At 30.2% G+C, this 20,405-nt stretch carries 20 protein-coding genes, 1 tRNA gene and 1 rRNA gene; 12 read left to right on the forward strand and 10 right to left on the reverse strand.

The window, feature by feature from the left end; genetic code table 11:
- Positions 1 to 918, reverse strand: a 16S ribosomal RNA gene (locus tag MRZ80_RS02550); the annotation flags it as partial.
- 842 nt (positions 919 to 1,760) lie between these two features.
- Between MRZ80_RS02550 and MRZ80_RS02555 the strand changes: the two genes are divergently transcribed.
- The 3 genes from MRZ80_RS02555 to MRZ80_RS02565 all read left to right on the forward strand — a co-directional run bounded on the left by MRZ80_RS02555 (position 1,761) and on the right by MRZ80_RS02565 (position 3,603).
- A complete protein-coding gene (locus MRZ80_RS02555; RefSeq protein WP_292535891.1) occupies positions 1,761 to 2,273 on the forward strand; it encodes a GNAT family N-acetyltransferase in 513 nt (170 codons plus the stop codon).
- A gap of 188 nt (positions 2,274 to 2,461) precedes the next feature.
- Positions 2,462 to 2,545 (forward strand) — tRNA-Leu (locus MRZ80_RS02560).
- 140 nt (positions 2,546 to 2,685) lie between these two features.
- Positions 2,686 to 3,603, forward strand: a complete 918-nt coding sequence (locus tag MRZ80_RS02565; RefSeq protein ID WP_292535893.1) for a hypothetical protein — start codon at positions 2,686 to 2,688, stop codon at positions 3,601 to 3,603.
- A gap of 134 nt (positions 3,604 to 3,737) precedes the next feature.
- Here MRZ80_RS02565 and MRZ80_RS02570 read toward each other — a convergent pair whose 3' ends face one another.
- Positions 3,738 to 4,106, reverse strand: a complete 369-nt coding sequence (locus MRZ80_RS02570; RefSeq protein WP_292535895.1) for a YigZ family protein — start codon at positions 4,104 to 4,106, stop codon at positions 3,738 to 3,740.
- A 231-nt stretch (positions 4,107 to 4,337) separates the two neighbouring features.
- Here MRZ80_RS02570 and MRZ80_RS02575 point away from each other — a divergent pair, with 231 nt between their 5' ends.
- The 6 genes from MRZ80_RS02575 (at position 4,338) to MRZ80_RS02600 (ending at position 9,900) form a co-directional block, all read left to right on the forward strand.
- Positions 4,338 to 5,204 (forward strand): PhoU domain-containing protein, encoded by an 867-nt coding sequence (locus MRZ80_RS02575; RefSeq protein ID WP_292535897.1) that lies wholly within the window; start codon positions 4,338 to 4,340, stop codon positions 5,202 to 5,204.
- 651 nt (positions 5,205 to 5,855) lie between these two features.
- Positions 5,856 to 6,677 carry a phosphate ABC transporter substrate-binding protein gene (locus tag MRZ80_RS02580; RefSeq protein WP_292535899.1) on the forward strand — a complete coding sequence of 274 codons (822 nt, stop codon included), beginning with the start codon at positions 5,856 to 5,858 and terminating at the stop codon, positions 6,675 to 6,677.
- A 17-nt stretch (positions 6,678 to 6,694) separates the two neighbouring features.
- Positions 6,695 to 7,567, forward strand: a complete 873-nt coding sequence (gene pstC, locus MRZ80_RS02585; RefSeq protein ID WP_292535901.1) for a phosphate ABC transporter permease subunit PstC — start codon at positions 6,695 to 6,697, stop codon at positions 7,565 to 7,567.
- The gene (pstA, locus tag MRZ80_RS02590) at positions 7,564 to 8,412 is read left to right on the forward strand and encodes a phosphate ABC transporter permease PstA (RefSeq protein WP_292535903.1); all 849 of its coding nucleotides are present in this window, start codon (positions 7,564 to 7,566) and stop codon (positions 8,410 to 8,412) included. The genes pstC and pstA overlap by 4 nt, the downstream gene beginning before the upstream one ends.
- Position 8,413: 1 nt before the next feature.
- Positions 8,414 to 9,169 carry a phosphate ABC transporter ATP-binding protein PstB gene (pstB, locus tag MRZ80_RS02595; protein WP_292535905.1) on the forward strand — a complete coding sequence of 252 codons (756 nt, stop codon included), beginning with the start codon at positions 8,414 to 8,416 and terminating at the stop codon, positions 9,167 to 9,169.
- Positions 9,170 to 9,261: 92 nt separating this feature from the next.
- Positions 9,262 to 9,900: a PhoU domain-containing protein gene (locus tag MRZ80_RS02600; protein ID WP_292535907.1), complete on the forward strand. Its 639-nt coding sequence runs from the start codon at positions 9,262 to 9,264 to the stop codon at positions 9,898 to 9,900.
- A gap of 457 nt (positions 9,901 to 10,357) precedes the next feature.
- On the opposite strand, the gene MRZ80_RS02605 is transcribed toward MRZ80_RS02600, so the two are convergent.
- The 5 genes from MRZ80_RS02605 to MRZ80_RS02625 form a co-directional block, all read right to left on the reverse strand.
- The gene (locus tag MRZ80_RS02605) at positions 10,358 to 11,200 is read right to left on the reverse strand and encodes a fumarate hydratase (RefSeq protein ID WP_292535910.1); all 843 of its coding nucleotides are present in this window, start codon (positions 11,198 to 11,200) and stop codon (positions 10,358 to 10,360) included.
- Positions 11,201 to 11,405: 205 nt separating this feature from the next.
- A complete protein-coding gene (gene porB, locus MRZ80_RS02610) occupies positions 11,406 to 12,320 on the reverse strand; it encodes a pyruvate synthase subunit PorB (RefSeq protein WP_292536017.1) in 915 nt (304 codons plus the stop codon).
- Positions 12,321 to 12,329: 9 nt separating this feature from the next.
- Positions 12,330 to 13,469: a pyruvate synthase subunit PorA gene (porA, locus tag MRZ80_RS02615; protein ID WP_292535912.1), complete on the reverse strand. Its 1,140-nt coding sequence runs from the start codon at positions 13,467 to 13,469 to the stop codon at positions 12,330 to 12,332.
- A 1-nt stretch (position 13,470) separates the two neighbouring features.
- Entirely contained in the window at positions 13,471 to 13,713 is a 243-nt protein-coding gene (gene porD, locus MRZ80_RS02620) for a pyruvate synthase subunit PorD (RefSeq protein ID WP_292535913.1), read from the reverse strand.
- Positions 13,714 to 13,726: 13 nt separating this feature from the next.
- On the reverse strand, positions 13,727 to 14,263 hold the full coding sequence (locus tag MRZ80_RS02625; RefSeq protein ID WP_292535915.1) for a pyruvate ferredoxin oxidoreductase subunit gamma: 537 nt from the start codon (positions 14,261 to 14,263) through the stop codon (positions 13,727 to 13,729).
- Positions 14,264 to 14,577: 314 nt separating this feature from the next.
- Here MRZ80_RS02625 and MRZ80_RS02630 point away from each other — a divergent pair, with 314 nt between their 5' ends.
- The 3 genes from MRZ80_RS02630 to MRZ80_RS02640 all read left to right on the forward strand — a co-directional run bounded on the left by MRZ80_RS02630 (position 14,578) and on the right by MRZ80_RS02640 (position 17,472).
- Positions 14,578 to 16,170, forward strand: a complete 1,593-nt coding sequence (locus MRZ80_RS02630; RefSeq protein ID WP_292535917.1) for a dihydropteroate synthase-like protein — start codon at positions 14,578 to 14,580, stop codon at positions 16,168 to 16,170.
- A gap of 143 nt (positions 16,171 to 16,313) precedes the next feature.
- Positions 16,314 to 17,270 (forward strand): TIGR00269 family protein, encoded by a 957-nt coding sequence (locus tag MRZ80_RS02635; protein WP_292536019.1) that lies wholly within the window; start codon positions 16,314 to 16,316, stop codon positions 17,268 to 17,270.
- A 1-nt stretch (position 17,271) separates the two neighbouring features.
- Positions 17,272 to 17,472, forward strand: coding sequence for a MoaD/ThiS family protein (locus MRZ80_RS02640; RefSeq protein WP_292535919.1), 201 nt, complete (start codon positions 17,272 to 17,274; stop codon positions 17,470 to 17,472).
- 86 nt (positions 17,473 to 17,558) lie between these two features.
- Here the strand turns inward: MRZ80_RS02640 and mfnA are convergent, their stop codons facing one another.
- The 3 genes from mfnA to MRZ80_RS02655 all read right to left on the reverse strand — a co-directional run bounded on the left by mfnA (position 17,559) and on the right by MRZ80_RS02655 (position 20,343).
- The gene (gene mfnA, locus MRZ80_RS02645) at positions 17,559 to 18,716 is read right to left on the reverse strand and encodes a tyrosine decarboxylase MfnA (protein ID WP_292535921.1); all 1,158 of its coding nucleotides are present in this window, start codon (positions 18,714 to 18,716) and stop codon (positions 17,559 to 17,561) included.
- Between the two features lie 193 nt (positions 18,717 to 18,909).
- Positions 18,910 to 19,596: a hypothetical protein gene (locus MRZ80_RS02650; protein ID WP_292535923.1), complete on the reverse strand. Its 687-nt coding sequence runs from the start codon at positions 19,594 to 19,596 to the stop codon at positions 18,910 to 18,912.
- 72 nt (positions 19,597 to 19,668) lie between these two features.
- Positions 19,669 to 20,343, reverse strand: coding sequence for a hypothetical protein (locus MRZ80_RS02655; protein ID WP_292535925.1), 675 nt, complete (start codon positions 20,341 to 20,343; stop codon positions 19,669 to 19,671).
- Positions 20,344 to 20,405: the final 62 nt, after the last annotated feature.

Here is a 20,405-nt window from a genome sequence, read left to right on the forward strand (position 1 = left end):
TCCGGCGTTGAATCCAATTAAACCGCAGGCTCCACGCGTTGTGGTGCTCCCCCGCCAATTCCTTTAAGTTTCAGTCTTGCGACCGTACTTCCCAGGCGGTGGACTTAACAGCTTCCCTTCGGCACTGGAACAACTCGAAGCCATTCCAACACCAAGTCCACATCGTTTACGGCCAGGACTACCCGGGTATCTAATCCGGTTCGCGCCCCTGGCTTTCGTTACTCACCGTCAAGATCGTTCTAGTTAGACGCCTTCGCCACAGGTGGTCCTCCCAGGATTATAGGATTTCACCCCTACCCCGGTAGTACCTCTAACCTCTCCCGACTTCAAGTCTAATAGTATCTCCAGCAATTCTTATAGTTAAGCTACAAGCTTTCACCAAAGACTTATTAAACCGGCTACGAACGCTTTAGGCCCAATAAAAACAGCTACCACTTGAGCTGCCGGTATTACCGCGGCGGCTGGCACCGGTCTTGCCCAGCTCTTATTCTAAAAGCTTTTTACACTAATGAAAAGCTATTCTGTTAAGAATAGCACTTGGGATCCCCCCATCGCACTTTCGTACATTGTGGAGGTTTCGCGCCTGCTGCACCCCGTAGGGTCTGGAACCTTGTCTCAGGTTCCATCTCCGGGCTCTTGCTCTCACAACCCGTACCGATCATCGGCTTGGTGGGCCTTTACCCCACCAACGACCTAATCAGCCGCAGATCTATCCTTAGGCGAAGAACATTTCATAAGCAAACCATTGCAGGCATAGCTTAATATCCGGTATTATCTTCAGTTTCCCAAAGTTATCCCAGTCCTAAGGGTAAGTTATCCACGTGTTACTGAGCCGTATGCCATGAATATAAATTCATTCGACTTGCATGGCTTAATCGAATCCCAATAGCAGTAGCTTCCGCCAGGATCAAACGGATTTACACGATTAAATTGTAAACCAGTCAATCAAAGCAGATTGTAATAATTTACACACTGTTTCTATAAGTTATAGAAGTATAATAAGTAAACAAAATAAAGGATTATAAATAATTCATAATTATTTATTGGCAGTGTATATTAATATATACTCTTTACCACATCATGTATTGTTATACATTCGCTTAACGTACATCAAACTAAATCATTTAGCTCTGCAGTTGCATGAACTAAACTTTACTTTAGTTTTCATAATTCAATAAAATTCATATTGCTACACTTGGAAAAACAATCAATCATAACAAAACAACTTAATGTTTTTGTTCATGTGTCTCGCTTTTTGTAGCACATACTATTACCATCACATCATCCTTAACAATTTAATTAGAAAATATTGCATAATATTTTATGTTGAAATTAACCAAATTTTTACACAAAAAAAATTACTATATAATATATAGAGTAATGAGATTTTCATGGAATTTTTTTCCTATATAATATATAGAGATATGAAATATGCCAAAAATTTTTGAAAATTATCTTTGTTTTTGTTGGAATTTTTTATGAAAATTATGTGAGTTTAGAAAATTTGTTATTTTTTTGAACATTTTTCAGTTTTTTATTGTTTTTTATGAAAATGTATATAATTTGAAATTTTCTATTTTTTCTACTATTTTTTTAGATTTTATTACAATTTTATTTTTTGTATTTTGTATTAATTTTTTTATTTTTTTATAATTTTTAGTAATACTTTTGATACCTTTATATATTACTTTTATATTAACTATTAGTAATAAGATATATAATAAAAGTAATACATTTTTAATGATTGTGGGGCTAAAAGTATGAACATTGAAATTATTGAACTTAAAAAAAGTGACATTGAAAGATATAATGTTAAAGAATTTCTTTTTGATATGGTAAAAAAATGTTATGATCTGGATTATGTTCCAGAATACCACTATGATATTGTTGAACTTGAAAAATATTATATTGATCCTGAAAAATGTAACTTCTTTATTGCAATAGATACTGATGAAGATAAAGTTGTTGCAACATCAGCTATACGTAGTTATGATCGTGACTACAATGTTAAAAATAGAACTTATTCAAGAGAACATACAGCAAGTTTCCATAGAGTATTTGTTCACCCAGATTATAGACATTGTAAGATTGGATCTGAACTTGTAGAAAAACTTGAAAATTTCTGTATTGAAAAACATTATAATGAAATCTATCTACATACATCAGAGAAAAGTTATGGTGCATTATCATTTTGGCAGTATAATAATTTTGAAATAACATATGATACTCATGATGATGCTGGAACTATTCATATGGAAAAAGTATTAGTTTAAAATTTTAATTTTTCTATACACCTCTCTTTTTTTTACTATTTTATTTTTAATTTTGAAGATTTTTTTCGAATACTTATTATTTTTTAAAATATGAACCGTAAAGTATAAATATAAAGTTGTAAATATATTATATTGTACTATTTTAAAACAACAAATAATAATATTGTTTAAATTATTATTTTTTACATGCAGGGGTGCCCGAGCTGGCCAAAGGGGGTGGACTTAAGATCCTCTGGCGTAGGCCTACGTGGGTTCGAATCCCATCCCCTGCACTATTTATTAAAAACTTATTTTACATTAATTATTTTATTATATTAACTTCGAATAAATATAAACAATAATAATCTTTATTTTTTATGAATTACATAAACTATTAAAAGATAAATATAAAATTTATAGGAAAGTTGAAATTATGGCAAAATCATCGCAGATAACAGATATTCTTATACTGGGTGTTATTTCAGGAATAGTTGCCCTCCTTACATCACTTCTTGGTGTAAGTGGTACTATTATAGGATCAGTATTTTCATCTATTATCGCAGAAGTACTTAAAAGATACTTTAAAGATCCTGTAACAGATAAAATTTCTGAATATGAAGAAAACCAGAATAAGAACTATGGACAATATGGATATCAAAATGAATATGAAACAGTAAAAAACAATTACTCATATAATACACCAACACAAAAACAAGGATCTTCATCAATAATTACAACAAAAGTATTATTTTTATTCCCTCTTGTTGTTATCTTAATTATTGAATTAATTCACTTCCTTGGAAAAGTTGGAATCATACCAATTGATATATTCTACTCAATTGAATCAATAGCAAACTGGCAACTACTAAAAACAATAGGATATGCACTTATAATTATGGGATTATATCCATTCTTTACAAAAAATCTCAGCTCAAAACATGGTGTACTTCTTATTATTGTAGGACTTATAGAGTTAATGTTTGGATATGGTGATACATTTAACATACCACTTCTTTACATGTTAACAGGTTCACTAAAAGATTACCTTAACATTGCAATTATAATAATGATTCTATATATTATCCTTACAGTACCAGATGAAAAAGCACAAACACAAACTACTACACAAACTTATAGTCCAAGACCACCAAGAGATAACTATCAATACAACAACAATCAACAATATAACAACAACAGATACAATAATAATCACTATAGTAATGATCACATCCAAAATCATAACAATAAATTTACAAATCAAAGACGTAGACATCCAGGAAATAATCAACAACCACAAAATCGTAGAGATACAATTGATGAATATTATGATGAAGATGATTATTACTTCTAGAAATTAGAAAAAAAAGAGAGTTAAATTTTATAATGGGATTTATAGATTTAATTTAAAAATATTTAATAGTAGTGAAGTTTTATCATCTACACCTCACCACCCTAATTTTTTTTATTTTTATTATACAGATAATTTTATTGATTTTCAAGGTATGCTTTTATTACTCCACGACCACTATTTCTAAATGCTCGTGCAACTCCACCTTGACCTAGTTTTATTCCACCAAATATACGTGAAACCATTATCATATATCCATCAAGTTTATATTCATGAAGAAGTTCAAGAAGTACACGTCCTGGTGATCCTACTTCTCCATCATTTCTTGAATCTTCATTATCACCTATAAGTGCTGCATAACAGTGATGTGCTGCTTTTTTATATTTCTTATTATGAATTTTCTGAATTTCTGCTACATCATCATCAAGATTATCAATTTTGTAAAGGTGTGCATAGAATTTTGATTTTCTATCAACTAGTTTTCCTGCAAGTAGTTCTTTTTGCATTTTTTTAGAATTCTCCTATTGTTTTTATTGTTAAGTTTTAATTAATGATTAGTAAATTTTATTTTTATCTGTAACTTTTTTTTTGTTTATGTGGATATTTTTGTTGATTATTATATAAAAATTTAGAAATATATTAAATTAATATAAATAGTAGTACTTAAAGAATGTAAATCAAAAAAAAATATTTTAACAAAATTTTTAATTTATTATATAATCAAAAAGTGAAATCTTATGCCTAAGAATATAAAAAACAATACACTTAAAGAGATCCTAGATATTATTTTATATGAAGCACCATCGACACAAGATGAAATTGCAGATAAATTAAATATTAGTAGACGTTATGTTACAAAGCTTCTTAAACCTCTTATTGATGAGGATATTGTTAAGAAAGCTTATGTTGTTGATCTTAAGAAATTTAATGAAATATCTGAAAATTATGAAACTGAAAATTCTGTTCCTGAATATTCTGGTGAATACTTCATTAAGGAAATGCTTAAGGATATGGGTGAGCAGATTACAAAACAGTTTGAATGGTCATTTAATGCTCTTAAAAATAATGATCTTGAACTTGCCCAGAAAGCTCTTGATGAGGATTTAAATACAAACCAGATGTATAGTAAGATTAAATCTTCTACTGATACTGTTATTTCTCTTGATCCTTATTTTGAATTTAATAATACTATTATGTTTAATGAGATTGCATATGATATGGAACGTATTGGTGATCATATTTGTCATATTCCTAAGTTTGTTCTTGAGGAAAATAAGCCTGTTAGTGAACCTGTTATGGAGGCTCTTGAGCAGATGTATGATATTTCAAATCGTATGTTTAAGAAGGCTGTTAAAAGTTTTATTCGTCATGATTTGAATGTTAAAGAGAAGATGGATCGTTATGAAAGTGAACTTACTAATTATCAGAAACTTGCAACTAAGAAGATAACAAATCAGATGGCAAGTGATGATATTAATAAGAATAATTCTACTTATTTCCTTGTTTTATTTAGAGTTGTTAAGTCATTTGAAAGAATTGGTGATATTTCTATTGAAATTACCGAAGCTGCAAGTCAATTTTATCTTGAAAATAAACATATGTAATATTTGTTTATTTCTCTTAATCTCCCCTATTTTTTAGTTATTTTTTATTTTTAATTTTTTATTGTTTCTTTTTTTGTTTTTAGATTGTTTTTTAATAGTATATATTTTGTTCTCATTTTATGATATTTTGTTATTTTTATGTGAATTTATTTAACTTTATTTTTTATTATATTTCATTATTTTTTGTTTGTTTTCTTTTTTAAGTTTTTTTTATATTTTTTTAGATTTTTTTAAGCTTTTTAATTAGTTTTAGAGCTTTTGTTCACATTATAGGATATGCTACTTTTTAAAATGTTCACTTTTTGGTACACATAAATTCCTATTTTATGAACAAGGTTTTTTCTATGTTCTTATTTTGTGAATTCACAAAATATGTATTATTTCACTAAATATGAACTAAAATAAATATAAGTTCCTAATATATGAACTTTTGTTCCCATATTCACTACCTTTAAATACTCATATCTAAATATCAAATAAACATACCTACCTAACCCCCCTACCTATATACAATAACCTCCCTCCCCATATAAAATTATTAAACAAAAAAAAGCACTCACCACCCACTTTGAATATCACCCATCCCATCACCTCCCCCCCCCTAATTTATTTAAATTTATTTATGAAAAAAAACTAGATTAAAAAGGTACAATGAAAATGAAACAAAAATATAAATTAACAATACTTCTTGCTATTGTATGTCTAATAGCATTATTCATGGTATTTGCACCAGGAGTAGCAAAACATGAAAACATAGCAGTAGTAGGATCATCATCTGTACAGCCAATAGCTGAAAAACTAGCAGAAACATATGATGATGCTCATCCACAATTTGAAATTACAGTACAAGGTGGAGGATCTACAATGGGTCTTAACAGTATCAAAAAAGGCTCAGCACAGATAGGAACCTACTCAACAAAACTCGACGCAAACAAAAATCCAAACATAAAACAAACAAAAATTGCAACAGATGCAATTATTATAATCACAAATAAAGCAAACAAACTTACAGACCTAAGTTCTGAACAACTAAAAGATATCTTCACAGGAAAAATAACAAACTGGAAAGATGTAGGTGGAGAAGATGGAAACATAAACATCGTAACACGTGAAGATGGTTCAGGAACTCGTGACGCTGTAGAAAAACTTGTTCTAAAAGGCGATGACTTCAAAAAAGATGCAATTGTACAAAGTTCAACAGGATCAGTAATAAAAACAGTACAATCAGATCCAAATGCAATAGGATATGCATCACTTGCAGATATCAAAGATGACGATATTAACAAACTTGAAGTTAATGGTGTAAATGCTTCAGAAGAATCAATTAAATCTGGAGATTATGTACTTCAAAGACCATTCTTATTCCTAACAAATACAACACCATCAAATTCAACACAAGAATTTATAGACTGGGTACTTTCAAGTGAAGGTCAACAATATGTTAGAGATCAAGGATTAATACCAATAAACTAAAGGGAAAGGGATAACTAATGGATCATGAATTTAAAGAAAAAATAGCAGAAAGAGGATTACAGATAGTATCTGTAATATCAATTATAATTATCCTTTTAATTATAGGATTTATATTAGTTGAAGCAGCACCAGCAATACAGCAAGTTGGACTTGTTAACTTCATATTTGGAACAGTATGGAACCCAAAAGCTGACCAATACGGAGTATTTACAATGATAATATCATCACTTGAGATGATTGCAATATCACTTATCATTGCAATACCACTAGCTGTAGGATGTGCAATATTTACAACACAATATGCAAACAACACAATGCAGAAAATTATTAAACCTACAATTCAAACACTTGCAGCAATACCATCTGTAATATATGGTTTCTTTGCACTTGTAGTAGTTGTTCCATTTATCAGAACAACATTTAACACAACAGGATTTTCATTAATTGCAGCATCAATCATACTTGCAATAATGATTCTTCCAACAATCATCACCATATCTGAAGATTCAATAAAAGCTGTGCCAGGATCATACAATGAAATATCAACAGCTCTTGGTGCAACAAAATGGCAAACAATTAAAAAAGTAATAATTCCAACAGCACTTCCAGGAATAATGACAGCAATCATACTTGCTATGGGACGTGCAATAGGAGAAACAATGGCTGTAATTATGATTGCAGGAAACGTAGCACAAATACCATCATCAATATTTGACCCAGTACGTTCATTAACATCAAATATTGCACTTGAAATGGGATATGCAATAGACCTACACTACAATGCACTCTTTGCAACAGCAGCAATACTTCTTGTAATAATCATGGTATTAATACTCATAGCAGATTATGTACAAAAGAAAACTAAAATCCAAGGAAGTGGAGACTTATGAATTTAATAGATAGAAGAAAAACAGATGACATAGCAAAATATGTCTTCTGGGGAATTGGAGCACTTACAATAGTTATATTAATTACAATAATTGGATTCATACTTATAAATGGACTTCCACACATATCAATAGAATTCTTAACACAATCACCAAGAGATTTCGGAGCAGAAGGTGGAATCTTCCCTATGATAGTGTCAACTATCTATGTAACATTCTTTGCAGTATTGATTGCAACTCCATTTGCACTAGCTGTAGCTGTATATCTTCACGAATACACAAACAATGGAAAAGTAACACAAGTAATTAGATATTCACTTGAACTTCTTGCATCATTACCATCAATTATCTTCGGGTTATTTGGTCTTGCATTCTTTGTAGAATTCTTAAACCTTGGATGGTGTGTACTTTCAGCATCCCTTACACTTGCACTTATGGCAATACCAACAATAATCAGAACAACAGAAAATGCACTTGATAGTATTCCACAGACATACAAAGAAGCAAGTCTTGGAATGGGTGCAACAAAACTTCAAACAATTATAAAAGTAATAATTCCAGCAGCAATCCCTGGAATTGTAACAGGAGTTGTTCTTGGAATGGCAAGAGCAATAGAAGAAACAGCAGCAATTATGTATACAGTAGGTTCATCAACAGGTGTACCAATCACAGTATTTGATCCTGCAAGACCACTACCACTTCACCTTTACATGCTTGCAACAGAATCAATATCACTTGATAATACATATGCAACAGCAGCTGTACTTATAATATTAATATTAATTATAACAATCACTACAAACTACTTTGTTGAAAGATACTCTAAAAAAATAACAGGAGCACAATAAAATGCAAAATGCAATAGATGTAAGAAATTTAAATACATATTTTAGTAACAAGCAAGTTCTCAAAGACATCAATATTTCCTTTGAGAAAAATACAATCACCTCCCTTATAGGTCCATCAGGTTGTGGAAAATCAACATTCCTACGTACACTTAACCGTATGAACGACCTTGTACCAGGATTTAGAAAAGAAGGAGACATCATCATAGATGATCGTGACATTTATGATCCTAATGTTGATGTTGTAGATCTTAGAAAAAATGTGGGTATGGTTTTCCAGAAAGCTAACCCTTTCCCTAAATCAATTTATGAAAACGTAGCATATGGTCTTAGAGTTCATGGAGAAGAAGATGAAGATAAAATAGAAAAAATTGTTAAAAAAACTCTTAAGGCTGTAGCTTTATGGGATGAAGTAGAAGATGATCTTGAAAGATCAGCATTTAACTTATCAGGTGGTCAGCAGCAAAGACTTTGTATTGCAAGAACAATTGCAGTATCACCTGAAATAATTCTTATGGATGAACCATGTTCTGCACTTGACCCTGTATCTACAATTAAAATTGAAGATCTTATGAATGAACTTAAAAAGAATTATACAATTGTAATTGTAACTCACAACATGCAACAAGCATCACGTGTATCTAAATACACATCATTCTTCTTAAATGGTGAAGTTATTGAAACATCACTTACTGATGAAATGTTCCTCCATCCAAAAGAAGAACAAACTCAAAACTATATTACAGGAAGATTTGGTTAAGTATAAAACTCCAAATCCACTTTTTATATTTTTTTTAATAAAAAATAGAACACTGAAAAAATATACAACACACATTTTAGGAGAAATAACAAATGGAATCACGTCAAAACTATCGTAATAAAATGGATAAAATATACACAGATATTGTAGAAATTAAAGATCAAGTTAATGAAGATTACCTTGATGCAATAAATCTCTTTGAAAACTATGATGATGCAAAATATAACAAGATTGAAAAAAATATTGAGGTAATTATTGATAAAACTGCTCAAATAAATCTTGTTGCAGTAGAACTTCTTGCAACACAACAACCACTTGCTTGTGATTTAATATACATTGAAAACTGCATCAAACTTGCAGATAACTTTAAACGTATAGCAAAACTTACACATAACATTGCACAAATTGCAAATGATATTGATGTAGAAGTTATTCCTGCTGGGCCATTATCAACATTTAAGGTGATGGCCCAGAACGTTGAGAATATGTTAAAAAACAGTATTAACCCATTCCTTAACAAAAATAAGGATGAGTACCTTAAAATTAAAAGCAACGATGATGTTGTAGATGAATACTTTGATCAATTCATAGTTGATGTAAGTGATGCAATGAAAGAAGACTCATCAACAATTAATGCTCTTGTACAATTCTTATTAATTGGAAGATATCTTGAAAGAATTGCTGATAGATCAGAAGATATGGCATTACTATCACTTGAAATTGAAGTATAGATTTGTAATCTAGAATATCAAAATTCATAAAAAAAATTAATAAATACAAAAAATTCAATCCAAAATATATATAATTTAAATAAGTAACGCATTATACCCTTTTTTGTGGTGGATAGTTTTATTCTTTTAGTTGGAAAGGTAAAAAAATAATAAAAATAATATGATTGGTAATTAATTCTTAAAAATAATCCACCACTACTAATTTCTTTTTTTTATAATAGATTAGTTTCTCTTAGAAAAAATATTAATTGTAGATATTTCCTTTTTTTTAATATTGAATCTATTTTTTCTATATTTGATAATTTTTTCTTTATATTAATATTATACTTTTTCTAAGATACAATATAACCCATAATATTTAACTAGATCATTGATTAAATTAGTAGTTTTACATATAACTTATTAAATAATAAAAGATTATTTTAAAAAAAAGTAAGGAGGTTAATAATTTAGTGTTTTATTCATCTTTAAGTATTGCTGTTGCACGTCTTGCAGCCCAACATTGAACACAAATTCCAACAGGAAGACCTGCTGTATGTGTGTCTGCAAGTTCAATATTAACACCAAGAGTAGTTGTTTTACCACCAAGTCCCATAGGACCAATACCTGTAGCATTTGCAATATCTAGAAGTTCATCTTCAAGTGTTGCAAGACGTTCATCAGGATTTATCTCATCAATAGGTTTAAGTAATGCTTTTTTTGCAAGTTTCATAGCCATATCTGATGATCCACCAATACCTACACCAATAACTGTAGGTGGACAAGGTTTACCACCTGCTGCAACTATTGTATCTTTAAAGAATTCCTTAATTCCTTCTACTCCATCACCAGGAAGTAACATTGCAAGTTTATTGTTGTTTTCTGAACCAAATCCTTTAGGGAATATTGTAATTTCAAGTTCTGGTTTATCTGATAATTCAACATTTATCTGTGGAATATCTTTACCAATATTTATACCACTGTTTTTACGTGTAAATGGATCTACAACATTTGGTCTTAGTGGTGTTTCTGCTGTTGCCTTTTTTACACCATCAATAATTGCCTGTTGTAAGTTTTCAACTTCTACATTTCCAAGTTTTATGAAAACTATTGGAAGTCCTGTATCTTGACACATAGGAATTGAATTTTCCTCAGCAATATCTATATTTTTTAGTACAGATTCAATATTTAATTTTGCTATTTCATCTTCTTCAATTTCATATGCATTTTGAAGTGCATTTTTAATGTCATCTGGTAGAATTAATGCAGCTTGTTTGTATAATTCATATACTGTGTTTGTAATAACTTCTTGTTTTATCATCTAAAATTAATACCTCCGAAAAAGTAGATTAAGTATTATTATAATAATTATTTTTTTATACTATTATGTATCTTTATAATTTAAAACTAAAATAATTTATATAAAAAAAAATATTCTAAAAAAAAGTAAATTCATATTAAAAAAAAGAAAAAAAAGTAAAAGAGAAGAAAGAGAATGTAGAGAAAAAAATATTATCTATATTTCCTTAACAACCACAATGGCAGTCACATTCATCTTCTTCATCATCAAGTAAACCTAGTTCACGACTTTGTTCATCAACAAATTGTTGAATGAAAGCAATTTCTGCGTCACCTAAGTGTTTGAAACGTTTTTGTACTTTTAAGTATTCTTCTACTGGTTTTTTATCTTTAGGTTTTACAGTGATGTTAAGCATTCCATGATCAATTTCATATAAGATCCATGAATGTGTATCTACTGCAAGTTTTCCTAATTTAATTGTTTTTTCAGGAGCATAACCCCATCCTGTTGCACATGGTTGTAATACGTGTATGTATGCAGGACCTTTGATTTCTGATGCTTTTTTAACTTTAGCCATTAAATCTTGTGGGTGTGATACACATGCTGTTGCAACGTATGGAATTCCGTGTGCTGCCATGATCATTGCCATGTTCTTTTTAGGTTTATCTTCACCGAAGCTCTGTTTACCTGCAGGTGTTGTTGTTGTAGATGCACCAAATGGTGTTGAACTACTTCTTTGAATACCTGTGTTCATGTATGCTTCGTTATCATAACATATGTATATGATATTTTGTTGTCTTTCCATAGCACCTGATAATGATTGCATACCAATATCAGTTGTACCACCGTCTCCACCGAAAACTACAACTGTTGTATCTTCTTTTCCTTGAGCTTTTAATGCTTCTTCTACTCCACTTGCTACAGCAGGAGCATTTTCAAATGCTACGTGTATCCATGGAATTTCCCAGGAAGTTTCAGGATAAGGTGATGTAATTACTTCAAGACATCCTGTAGCTGATACTGCTACTGTGTTTTTTCCTAATGCTTTAAGAGCAAGTCTTGCTGCTATTGTTGCTCCACATCCAGCACATGCTCTGTGTCCTGATGCTAAATATTCTGTTTTATCTATATCATCAATCATCATATCTATCTACTCTTTTAAACCTATCCATTCTATATCTTTTGTTGGATTTTCTGTTTTTGTTATAATTTCTTCAATGTCTGAAGGTTTTATGTCACGTCCACCTAATCCAATAATATATCCGTATGTTTCATTGTCAACTGCAGCTTTTACATCTGTGTATAATGCTCCACCTGCTGAGAATGATATATCTTTATCAAGAACTGCAAGTCTTGCATCTCCAACTGCTGCTTTTAATGCTTCTTTTGGGAATGGTCTGTATGATCTTACACGTATAAGACCTACTTTGTTTCCTTTTTCTCTTTGTTCATCAATTACATCTTTAATTGTTCCACAAATTGAACCCATTGCAAGGAGAATTATTTCTGCATCGTCTGATTTATATTCTTCAATAAGACCATATGTTCTTCCGAATTTTTCTCCGTATTCTGCACCTACTTCTGTAATTACTTCTTTTGCATTTTCCATTGCTTCTTCAACTGCATATCTTAATTCAAGATAGTAGTCAGAATCTGCAAGTGTACCCTGTGACATTGGATTTTCAGGGTCAAGTGAAAAGTGTGTAATTTCATATTTTGGTAGGAATGAATCTACTTCTTCTTGTGATAATACTTCTACAGGATCTACTGTGTGTGTAAGGATAAATCCATCAATACATACCATTACAGGTAATGATACTTTTGTATTTTCTGCAATTTTATATGCTTGTAGGATTGTATCGAATGCTTCTTGTCCTGTTTCTGCATAAAGTTGGATCCATCCTGAATCTCTTTCTGAGATTGAATCTTGTTGATCGTTCCAGATGTTAATTGGTGATGATAATGCACGGTTTGCATCTGCCATTACAATAGGTACTCTCATACCTGCTGCTGCAAATACTGGTTCATGCATGTATGCAAGACCTTGACTTGATGTTGCTGTAAATACACGTACACCTGTTGCTGCTGCTCCTATTGCTGCACTCATTGCACTGTGTTCTGATTCTACTCTTATGTAGTTTGCATCTAATTCTCCATCTGCAACATAATCTGCTAATTTTTCAGATATTTTAGTTTGTGGTGTAATTGGATATACTGGGATAACACTAGGTTGTGCTTTTTTTACTGCTTCTGATACTGCTTCTGCAGATGATATAACTTTTACTACCATTTTATTCCCTCACCATTTCAATTGCTTTTACTGGACATTCTTCTGCACAAATTCCGCATCCTTTACAGTAGTCATAATCTGAGTCAAAGTTTGTATCTATACATCCATCTGGACAAAATAGGTAACAAATACCACATGAAATACATTTATCTTTGTCTGCTACTGGTTTAAATGTTCTCCAACTTCCAGTTTTATTTTTTCTTGTGCTTCCTGGTTCTTTTACAGCTGCGCCTACTGATACCATTTTCTCTATCTCCTTATTCTATACATTTTTCATAGATGTATTCAACAGCTTTTACGTTTTTATCTGCTACTTTTCCTTTAAATGTATCTTTTACGATTTTAACAAGTGAATCTATTGATACTACACCTGTTTTTGCAGATAAGAATCCTAACATTGTTGTATTTACAATGTCTCTTCCTAATATATCAAGTGCTATTCCTGTTGCATCTACTGTGTGTACGTCTACATCAGTTATGGAATCAATTGCATCTCTTTTTGTGTTTACTAATACTGCACCATTGTCTTTTTGAATTCCTGATGTTAAGTTTACTACATTTGCTAATGTTTCATCAAGTACTACAACATATTGTGGGTTGTAGATTTGATATCGTCTTCTGATAGGTTCATCACTAATTCTTGCAAATGCTGTTACTGGTGCACCTCTTCTTTCTACTCCGAATGATGGGAATGCTTGAGTGTATTTACCTTCCTCAAAAACTGCTTTTGCTAATATTTCAGCAGCTGTAACGGATCCTTGACCCCCACGCCCATGAAATCTTATTTCAATCATTAACTTTTTTCCTCCAAAAACTCATCTTTTTATATTATTATAATAAGTATAATAATTTATACCATCTTATATATAAAAAGTCTCTTTTGATGTAATAATTTTTTAATACATACTAATAATTAATAATGTTAAATCATTACCTTTTTAATTAATAATGTTAAATCATTATGTTTTATATTATACTTTCTATGTTATATTATATTTATATTAGTAGTATAATTTTTAATTTAGAAAATTTAAATAAAATATTAATAAGTAAAAATTGAATTTCTAATGCTGTGAAAAATAAAATACTAAAAAAGGTGGAATATCATATGAAAATACTTATAATAACAGGACAACTTGCAACACCAATTATTAAAGAAAATCTAAAAAACTATGAAAAACATGACATATACATTAAAACTCTACCAATGCAAATTGCAGCATTTATAACAGTCAAACAAATAAAATACTACCTAGATAATGAAAAAATACTTCATTCAATTAATGGATGTGAAGATATTATATATACAGATGTTGACATGATCATAACACCAGGACTTATACAAGAAGATGTAGCATTACTTAATGAATTAATATCAATTGAAACATATAAAGGTCCAACAAATGCAGCAGACATAGAATTTACACTCGACATAATAGGTGATGTTGAACTTTCAACAAAAAAACCTGCAAATATACTCATACGACAAAGACAATATGAAAGATCAATGCAACTAATAGAAGATGCAAATAATATTGAAAAACACATAGAACTTCTTAAATCTAGTGCAAATACAATGATAGGAAATATTCCAACAGGACTTGATTTTCCAATGCGTATACTTGGTGAAATTGCAAATGCACCAACACTAAGTGATAATGAACTACTAGATCGTGTTGCATACTACATAGATAGTGGTGCTGACATGATAGATGTAGGATTACATGCAGGTGGAAACGATCCTGAAATGGCATATCATCTAGTTAAGACAATTAAGGATAACTTCAATGATGATGTTACAGTAAGTATTGATACACTAAATCCATCTGAGATAAAAAGAGCACTTGATGCTGAAGCAGACCTAGTACTTAGTCTTGATCATGGAAATTATATGAAGATAAAAGATGAAATAAAAGCACATAATGTGAAGGCTGTGATACTTCCAACAAATTATTCAAAAAATATCATACCAAAAACACCAAAAGAGAAAATTGACTCATTAAATAAACTTGACATGTTATGTAGTGATATTACAACGATTGCAGATCCCCTACTTGATCCTATAAATAGTCCATCACTTAGTGAATCAATAGTTACATGCTATGAATACAGACGACAAAACCCAGAGAAATTACTATTTTTTGGTGTTGGAAATGTAACAGAACTACTTGACTGTGATAGTAATGGTGCAAATGCAGTACTTGGTGGTATTGCAATGGAACTTGGTGTGTCAATTCTTTTTACACCAGAGGCAAGTCTTAAGACAAAATCAAGTATATGTGAACTTAAAGTAGCATCAAATATGATGTATGTTGCAAAAGAGAAAAACACCATACCAAAAGATGTTGGAATTAATCTCATAAAATATAAGGATTCATATAAAAAAGATGATCTTCAAATTGATACAACAGATATTCCAGAGATAAAAGCTGTAGCTGATGGTAAATTTATTCCAGACTATAAGGGAAGTTTTAAGATAATAGTTGAAGATAACCTCATAAAAGCAGTACTATTTAAAGATTATGAAAAGTCTGCTGTAATAACAGCTACAACAGCACAAGCAATATATGAAGAGATTCTAAGGCGTGACCTTATAAGTCGTATTGAACATGCAGCATACCTTGGAATGGAACTTCAAAAGGCAGAATATGCACTTAAGCTTAAAAAACAATACATCCAGGATTTTCCATTATTTGACTGATATTTATAAAAATTGAAATATAACAAATTATAGAAATATAAAACAGTATATAATAGTTTTAGAATAATTAACTTAAAACTTCTAAAAGAAAAATGTTTTTTTTAAATTTAACATAAAAAGGGGAAATAAATAAATTGACAGAAATTGTTTGCACACAATGTGGAAGTAAACATGTTGTAATTAATAGAAAATACAATGGACAGAAACTTTGCAGTAGTTGTTTTAGAAAATCAATAGAAAAACAAGTTCTAAAAACAGTGAAAAAAGAAAAACTAGTAACAAAAAATGATAAAGTACTAGTTGCCCTATCTGGTGGAAAAGATAGTGTTGCACTCCTTAAGATACTTAATATTCTAAAGGAGAAAAATATCATAGAACTTGAAGCATTAACTATAGATGAAGGTATTGCAGGATACAGACAAGAAGGTGTACGTATTGCAAAAGAAACCACTGCTAAACTTGGAATAAAACATCACATTGTATCATTTGAAGATAAATATAACTTTACAATTGATAAGATTATGGAGTTACAAAAAAAGAGTGATAACCCACAACATGCATGTACTTATTGTGGAGTTTTCAGACGTCAAATATTTAACCAGATAGCACGTGATATTGGAGCAACAAAACTTGCAACAGGACATAATCTTGATGATGAAGTACAAAGTATTGTTATGAACTACCTTGAAGGTAACATAAATAACATGGTACGTATAGGATATAAAACAGAATCATCAGATGAAAGATTTACACAGAAAATTAAGCCACTACGTAAGATTCCTGAAAAAGAAATAGGACTCTATGTACTTGAAAGTGGATTTGAAGTGCACTTTGATGGATGTCCATATGCACATGAATCATTCAGAATGGAGATAGGTGACTTTATTCGTGAAGCAACACTTAAACATCCAACAATAATGTATTCAACACTTAATGGATTTGAGAAAATAAAACCTGCAATTAAAAAAGAATATCTACAACAACAAAAAGGCAGTGCAAATAAAACATGTAAAAAATGTGGAGAACCATCATCAGCAGATATTTGTAAATCATGCAAATTCCTAGATGAAATATATGAACAACTCGGAGATGAACAATAAAATGCAGATAAAACTAGTAAATAAAAAAGATGTAAAACAATTAGAAGTAGATGAAAATACACAAGTTAAAGATGTACTAAAATCTGAGGAAATTCCTATAGAAACAGTTGTAGTAAAAGTAAATGGACAAACTGTTACAGAAGATGAAGTATTATCAGATAATGATGAAATGGAAATAATAAAAGTAATATATGGAGGATAAATATTTTCTCTCCATAAGAACCCTTTTTTTATAGAATGACCTTCTCTTATTTTTTAGAATTTATTTTATACCTATTTTTTTTATTATTATATTAATTTTTTAAGATCTGATATAAAATCATTAATATGTTCTTCTTTTACATGTGGCATTAAAACTATACGTAGTGCATGTGGATATTCAGATACTGAAATATTCCATCCCATATCCTCAAGCTGTTTTTGTAATATGTCAACATCAAGGTGTTCTACATAAAATGATATTAAGTTAAGTTCTGGTTTTCGTACAATGACACCTTCAATTGAATCTAGTTTTTCATATGTGTATTTTGTAAGTTCCATTGCATTATCTACAATTTCTTTATATCCACTAAATCCATAATACTTAAGAAGACTCCATATTGCAGCTGTTGATGCACCACTACGTGTACCAACAATTGTTGTCTGTTCATCTTTTGTAAGATATGGAGTTTTAACAGCAAGCTTTTTAAGGTGTTCTTTATTTCTAAATATTATTCCACCAGAAGGTATTGGTGCAAGACCCATCTTGTGTGGATCAATAGTAATTGATGATACACCACGACATTTAAAGTCAAATAATATTTCATCATCCCTATCATAATTTAGAAATGGAATAACAAAACCACCAAATGCTGCATCAACATGAAGATATACATTGTTTCTATATGCAATTTCAGATATTTCTTCTATATCATCTACATAACCTAACTCAGTAGTACCAGCAATTGCAACAATAGCCATGGTATTTTCTGTAATTAATTCTTCAAGCTTTGATGTATCAATTTTATAATCCTCATTTAATGGAACATATACAGGCTTAAGTGAAAGCATAGATATGATCTTTTTAAATGAAAAATGAGCAGACTTAGGCAGTATAATTTCAGGTTTAACACCTGGATGTTTCTCTTCAAATATATATTTCGCAGCACACATTGCTGTAATATTTGCCTCAGTTCCACCAGTTACAATATGTCCACAAGCATCATTAAGGTGAAGAAGATTACCTATCATATTAATAACCTCACCTTCAAGTAAAGTAGTGCCTTTAAACAATCCAGGATCACCAAGATTAGATTCACTAAACATACGATAAGCACGCATACCAACACTATCAGGCTCAGTACACATAGAACCTAAAATACGACCAGAGGAATAATCCATATCCAACTCCTTAAACTCCTCAAGATCTGAAAAAACATCATCAATACACTTTCCATTAAAATCCATAAACAAATCAACCCTCCAAAAATTACTACTAAAAAAAAATAAAAGTTTATTAATGAATCATAAAAAAATAGAAAAAAATCTACCATTATAATAAAATATCTATAACTATTAATAAAAAAGCATTATTATAATTTCCATAAAAAAAAGAAAAAGATGGTGAAAAAATTATATATACTAATTATTCCAAATAAAATCAATTAGAAGAATTACCTCCACCAGAAGAATTTCCACCACTTGAAGATCTACCAGATGATTTACCACTACTGCTAGAACTAGACTTTTTACTACTACTAGTACTTTGTTTATTATTATCTTCTGAATTAGATGTTGATACTTGTTTTGTTACAACTTTTGTTTTTGTAACAGTATTTACTTGTGTTGTTGTTTCATTATCTGCTGTAGTATTATTTGAATCATCAACTACTAGTTGTTGTTTTAGTGGTGTGACATTTAATGATTTAAGAATATGTCCTATTACATTTTCATTTGCTGTTTTAATAAGAACATTTTTTCCTGAATAATTTCCATAAAAACTATACACTTCAGAATTTGAACAATTATATGAAAATCCATCTTTTGATTTCATACTTCCTGTTTGTATAGAATTTTTCTGTTGTATAAATGTATCATAATCAGATGCAGTAGTATTATCTGTTGTATTTTCATCACTACTTACTTGATTATATACCATTATTGTTAGATTATTTTTTGAATCCTCATAGATATGATAATTAGGTGATACTTCCTTAACTGTTACATTTTCATCAGGAACTTCACATACAACACCATCAATTGTAACATTTTTATATGATGTATGATCACCCATTGAAAATACCACAGCAACTGATGCAACAGCAATAACTGCAACAATAACTATCAAAGCTACAATATTTTTCTCACGAATTTCTATTCCTCCTTAGATATTAAAAAAAGGTAAAAGGTGAAGAATTATTTACCACCAATCTTCATCAACAGGTTCTGGTGGTTCTGGTGGTTCTGGTGGTTCAGGTTTTGGAGTATCATTATCTTTTTTATCATTATCAGAATCTTTTACATGTACTACTTTTGTTTTTGTTACAACTTTTGTATCTGTGGTTGTTGTGTTGTTGGTATCGTTTGTATCATTTGCTGCTATTTGTGGTTGTAGTGGTGTTACTTGTAGTGATTTTAGTATGTGTACTATTACATTTTCATTTGCTGTTTTTATAAGTACATTTTTGCCTGAGTAGTTTCCATAGTAGCTATATATGTCATTGTTTGTTTTGTTAAATGACATTCCTTCTTTTGACATGGAACTTCCTGTTTGTACTGAGTTTTTCTGTTGTATGAATTGATCTTCATAATTTGTAGTGTTTGTTGTGTTGTTATCATCTGTTTGTGTTTGGTTTTCTATTTGATTATATACTATTATTGTTAGGTTATTTTTTGGATCTTCATAGATGTGGTAGTTTGATGCTACTTCTTTTACTGTTATATTTTCTCCATTATCTGGTACTTCACATACTACTCCATCAATTGTGACGTTTTTGTAGCTGTTTGATGATGTAATGTAGAATATTCCAGCTATTGATGCAACAATTATTACTGCAACTATTACTATGAGTCCTAGAATGTTCTTTTCACGCATAATTCTATTTCCCCTATTTTTTAGTTTAATTGTTATATAATATTTTTATTATTTGAAGTATT

The organism is Methanosphaera sp. (genome assembly GCF_022768985.1).
Lineage (GTDB): Archaea > Methanobacteriota > Methanobacteria > Methanobacteriales > Methanobacteriaceae > Methanosphaera.

Coding starts and splice junctions, on each gene's coding strand:
- MRZ80_RS02555 (WP_292535891.1), top strand. CDS start 1,761: ATGAACATTGAAATTATTGAACTTAAAAAAAGTGACATTGAAAGATAT.
- MRZ80_RS02565 (WP_292535893.1), top strand. CDS start 2,686: ATGGCAAAATCATCGCAGATAACAGATATTCTTATACTGGGTGTTATT.
- MRZ80_RS02570 (WP_292535895.1), bottom strand. CDS start 4,106: ATGCAAAAAGAACTACTTGCAGGAAAACTAGTTGATAGAAAATCAAAA.
- MRZ80_RS02575 (WP_292535897.1), top strand. CDS start 4,338: ATGCCTAAGAATATAAAAAACAATACACTTAAAGAGATCCTAGATATT.
- MRZ80_RS02580 (WP_292535899.1), top strand. CDS start 5,856: ATGAAAATGAAACAAAAATATAAATTAACAATACTTCTTGCTATTGTA.
- pstC (WP_292535901.1), top strand. CDS start 6,695: ATGGATCATGAATTTAAAGAAAAAATAGCAGAAAGAGGATTACAGATA.
- pstA (WP_292535903.1), top strand. CDS start 7,564: ATGAATTTAATAGATAGAAGAAAAACAGATGACATAGCAAAATATGTC.
- pstB (WP_292535905.1), top strand. CDS start 8,414: ATGCAAAATGCAATAGATGTAAGAAATTTAAATACATATTTTAGTAAC.
- MRZ80_RS02600 (WP_292535907.1), top strand. CDS start 9,262: ATGGAATCACGTCAAAACTATCGTAATAAAATGGATAAAATATACACA.
- MRZ80_RS02605 (WP_292535910.1), bottom strand. CDS start 11,200: ATGATAAAACAAGAAGTTATTACAAACACAGTATATGAATTATACAAA.
- porB (WP_292536017.1), bottom strand. CDS start 12,320: ATGATTGATGATATAGATAAAACAGAATATTTAGCATCAGGACACAGA.
- porA (WP_292535912.1), bottom strand. CDS start 13,469: ATGGTAGTAAAAGTTATATCATCTGCAGAAGCAGTATCAGAAGCAGTA.
- porD (WP_292535913.1), bottom strand. CDS start 13,713: ATGGTATCAGTAGGCGCAGCTGTAAAAGAACCAGGAAGCACAAGAAAA.
- MRZ80_RS02625 (WP_292535915.1), bottom strand. CDS start 14,263: ATGATTGAAATAAGATTTCATGGGCGTGGGGGTCAAGGATCCGTTACA.
- MRZ80_RS02630 (WP_292535917.1), top strand. CDS start 14,578: ATGAAAATACTTATAATAACAGGACAACTTGCAACACCAATTATTAAA.
- MRZ80_RS02640 (WP_292535919.1), top strand. CDS start 17,272: ATGCAGATAAAACTAGTAAATAAAAAAGATGTAAAACAATTAGAAGTA.
- mfnA (WP_292535921.1), bottom strand. CDS start 18,716: ATGGATTTTAATGGAAAGTGTATTGATGATGTTTTTTCAGATCTTGAG.
- MRZ80_RS02655 (WP_292535925.1), bottom strand. CDS start 20,343: ATGCGTGAAAAGAACATTCTAGGACTCATAGTAATAGTTGCAGTAATA.